Raw genomic sequence first — 2,987 nt, forward strand, 5'->3', positions numbered from 1 at the left:
CGTCACGGGGTGGATCCGCACGCCGTCGCCGACCGGTTCGGAGGCCGCGCCGAGCCGGGCCAGCGCGGCCAGCATCAACCGGGTGTCCCGGGAGTCCAGCGGGGCGCGCACCACGGTCGGCCCCGCCGACAGGGCCGCGAGCACGTACGCACGGTTGGTGACCGACTTCGAACCGGGTACCCGGACGGTGGCGTCGAGCGGCCCGGCGGCGGCCGGAGCGGACCAAGGGGTGTCGTCTGCCACCCCTGCACTCTGGCACACGGCGGCGCGCGGACCGTGCGCAGGTCATCGGGTGCGTGGTGCCCGGCGAGGCCTCGGGCACGGGGGCCCCGGTGTGCGATAAGGTGGAAGCCCGTGGGACTTCAGCCGCGGACTACCAAATACGTCTTTGTCACCGGAGGCGTCGCCTCCTCCCTGGGTAAGGGACTCACCGCCTCCAGCCTGGGCCAACTGCTCACTTCCCGTGGGCTGCGGGTCACGATGCAGAAGCTCGACCCGTACCTCAACGTCGACCCCGGCACGATGAACCCGTTCCAGCACGGCGAGGTGTTCGTCACCGAGGACGGCGCGGAGACGGACCTCGACATCGGCCACTACGAACGCTTCCTGGACCGCGACCTGTCCGGGACGGCCAACGTGACGACCGGGCAGGTGTACTCGTCCGTCATCGCGAAAGAACGCCGCGGCGAGTACCTCGGGGACACGGTGCAGGTCATCCCGCACATCACCGACGAGATCAAGTCGCGCATCACCGGACTGGCCGACGACGACGGCAGCGGCCGGCGCCCGGACGTGGTCATCACCGAGGTCGGCGGCACGGTCGGCGACATCGAGTCGCTGCCGTTCCTGGAGGCGTGCCGGCAGGTCCGGCACGACGTCGGCCGGGACAACTGCTTCTTCCTGCACGTGTCCCTGGTGCCCTTCCTCGTACCGTCCGGCGAGTTGAAGACCAAGCCCACGCAGCACTCCGTGGCGGCGCTGCGCAACATCGGTATCCAGCCGGACGCGCTGGTCTGCCGGGCGGACCGGGATCTGCCGGAGGATCTGAAGAACAAGATCGGCCTGATGTGCGACGTGGAGAACGAGGCCGTCGTCGCCTGCCCGGACGCGCCGTCCATCTACGACATCCCGAAGGTGCTGCACACCGAGGGGCTCGACGCCTACGTGGTGCGGCGGCTCGGCATGCCGTTCCGCGACGTCGACTGGACGGTGTGGGGCGACCTGCTGAAGCGGGTGCACAATCCGTCGGAGACCGTCCGCGTGGCGCTGGTGGGCAAGTACGTCGATCTGCCGGACGCCTACCTGTCGGTCACCGAGGCGCTGCGGGCGGGGGCGTTCGCCCACCGTGCCAAGGTGGAGATCGTGTGGGTCCCCTCCGACGAGGCCACGACACCCGCGGGTGCCGCCGCCGCGCTGGCCGGAGTGGACGGCGTGCTGGTGCCGGGCGGGTTCGGCATCCGGGGGATCGAGGGCAAGGTCGGGGCGATCCACCACGCCCGCACTCACGGCATCCCGGTACTGGGGCTGTGTCTGGGCCTGCAGTGCATGGTGATCGAGACGGCGCGCGACCTCGCCGGGATCGCGGACGCGAACTCCGCGGAGTTCGACGAGAACACCGCCAACCCGGTGATCTCCACGATGTCCGACCAGAAGGAGGTCGTGGCCGGCCAGCGCGACATGGGCGGCACGATGCGACTCGGCGCGTACCCGGCGAAGCTCGCCGAGGGGTCGCAGGTGGCCCGGGCGTACGGGACCCGGGAGATCTCCGAACGGCACCGGCACCGGTACGAGGTCAACAACGCCTACCGCACGCGGCTGACCGACGCCGGACTGGTGTTCTCCGGCGTGTCCCCGGACGAGCGGCTCGTCGAGTTCGTGGAGCTGCCCGCCGACAGGCACCCGTTCTTCGTCGGCACCCAGGCTCATCCCGAGCTGAAGTCGCGGCCGACCAGGCCGCACCCGCTGTTCGACGCCTTCGTGCGCGCGGTGGTGAACTACCGTACCGCCGACCGGCTTCCGGTGGAGCTGCCGGAGACCGCGGTGGGTGCGCGGTGAGCGCGCCGGGTGACCACGAATTCACCGTCGTGTCGTCCCGGGACGTCCACATCGGACGCATCCTGGGGATGCGGGTGGATGAGGTCGTCATGCCGGGTGGGGCCGCGGCCCGCCGGGAGGTGGTCGAACACCTCGGGGCGGTCGCGATCTGCGCCGTGGACGACGACGGGTCGGTGACCCTGGTCCACCAGTACCGGCACCCGCTGGGTGACCGGTTGTGGGAGCTGCCGGCGGGCCTGCTGGACGCCGACGGCGAGGACCCGGTGGACACCGCCCGCCGGGAGCTGGTCGAGGAGGTCGGTCTGTCCGCCGGGCGCTGGGACACCCTCGTCGACGTGGCGGCCTCGCCCGGATTCACCGACGAGGTGCTGCGGGTGTTTCTGGCCAGGGACCTCACCGCGGTCACGCGCGAGACGCACGGCGACGAGGAGGCCGACCTCGTGGTGACGCGGGTGCCGCTGGACGAGGCCGTGCGCATGGTGCTCAACGGAGAGATCGTCAACGGCGCCACGGTCGGCGGACTGCTCGCCGCGCACGCGGTGCTGAACACGGGCGGGATCGAATCGAGGCCCACCGACGCGCCCTGGCGGTACCGGCCGACGCGGTTCGCCGCCCGGGGACGCTGACCGCCCGGCCCGCGACGTCCGCTCACCGGCCGAGCGGACGTCCGTCCCCGTCGACCCCGCCGTTGACCAGCAGCAGGATGCCGTCGATCATCGGCCACAACGCGCCCACACCGAAGGTGAGCAGGGTGACCAGCAGTTGCGCGACGGCGAGCCCGGTCTGTCCGGTGTAGAACCGCCCGACGCCGAACGGCACCACGAGCTGCAGGATTCCCGCGACGACGGCCGAGCGCCCGGAGGTCACGGGTTCCCGACCTTCGCCGGGCGCGCGCCGGACGGCGCCGTCCGGCGGCGTGGCCACCTGCGGCT

At 71.6% G+C, this 2,987-nt stretch carries 3 protein-coding genes and 1 pseudogene; 2 read left to right on the forward strand and 2 right to left on the reverse strand.

Annotated elements, in window-relative coordinates; genetic code table 11:
* Window positions 1-243 (reverse strand): annotated as a pseudogene (locus tag SACHA_RS21470) (3-phosphoshikimate 1-carboxyvinyltransferase); the annotation flags it as partial.
* Between the two features lie 111 nt (window positions 244-354).
* Here SACHA_RS21470 and SACHA_RS0110565 point away from each other — a divergent pair.
* Together SACHA_RS0110565 and SACHA_RS0110570 are read left to right on the forward strand one after the other, a co-directional pair.
* On the forward strand, window positions 355-2,055 hold the full coding sequence (locus SACHA_RS0110565) for a CTP synthase (RefSeq protein WP_039738646.1): 1,701 nt from the start codon (window positions 355-357) through the stop codon (window positions 2,053-2,055).
* Window positions 2,052-2,681, forward strand: a complete 630-nt coding sequence (locus SACHA_RS0110570) for an NUDIX domain-containing protein (protein WP_019809521.1) — start codon at window positions 2,052-2,054, stop codon at window positions 2,679-2,681. Before SACHA_RS0110565 ends, SACHA_RS0110570 begins: the two co-directional genes overlap by 4 nt.
* Before the next feature lie 22 nt (window positions 2,682-2,703).
* Here the strand turns inward: SACHA_RS0110570 and SACHA_RS0110575 are convergent.
* Window positions 2,704-2,987, reverse strand: a 284-nt coding sequence (locus SACHA_RS0110575; protein WP_019809523.1) for a TM2 domain-containing protein, incomplete at its 5' end; no start/stop codon positions are given.

Origin of the sequence: Saccharomonospora halophila 8, from assembly GCF_000383775.1 — a bacterium.
Taxonomy (GTDB): domain Bacteria; phylum Actinomycetota; class Actinomycetes; order Mycobacteriales; family Pseudonocardiaceae; genus Saccharomonospora; species Saccharomonospora halophila.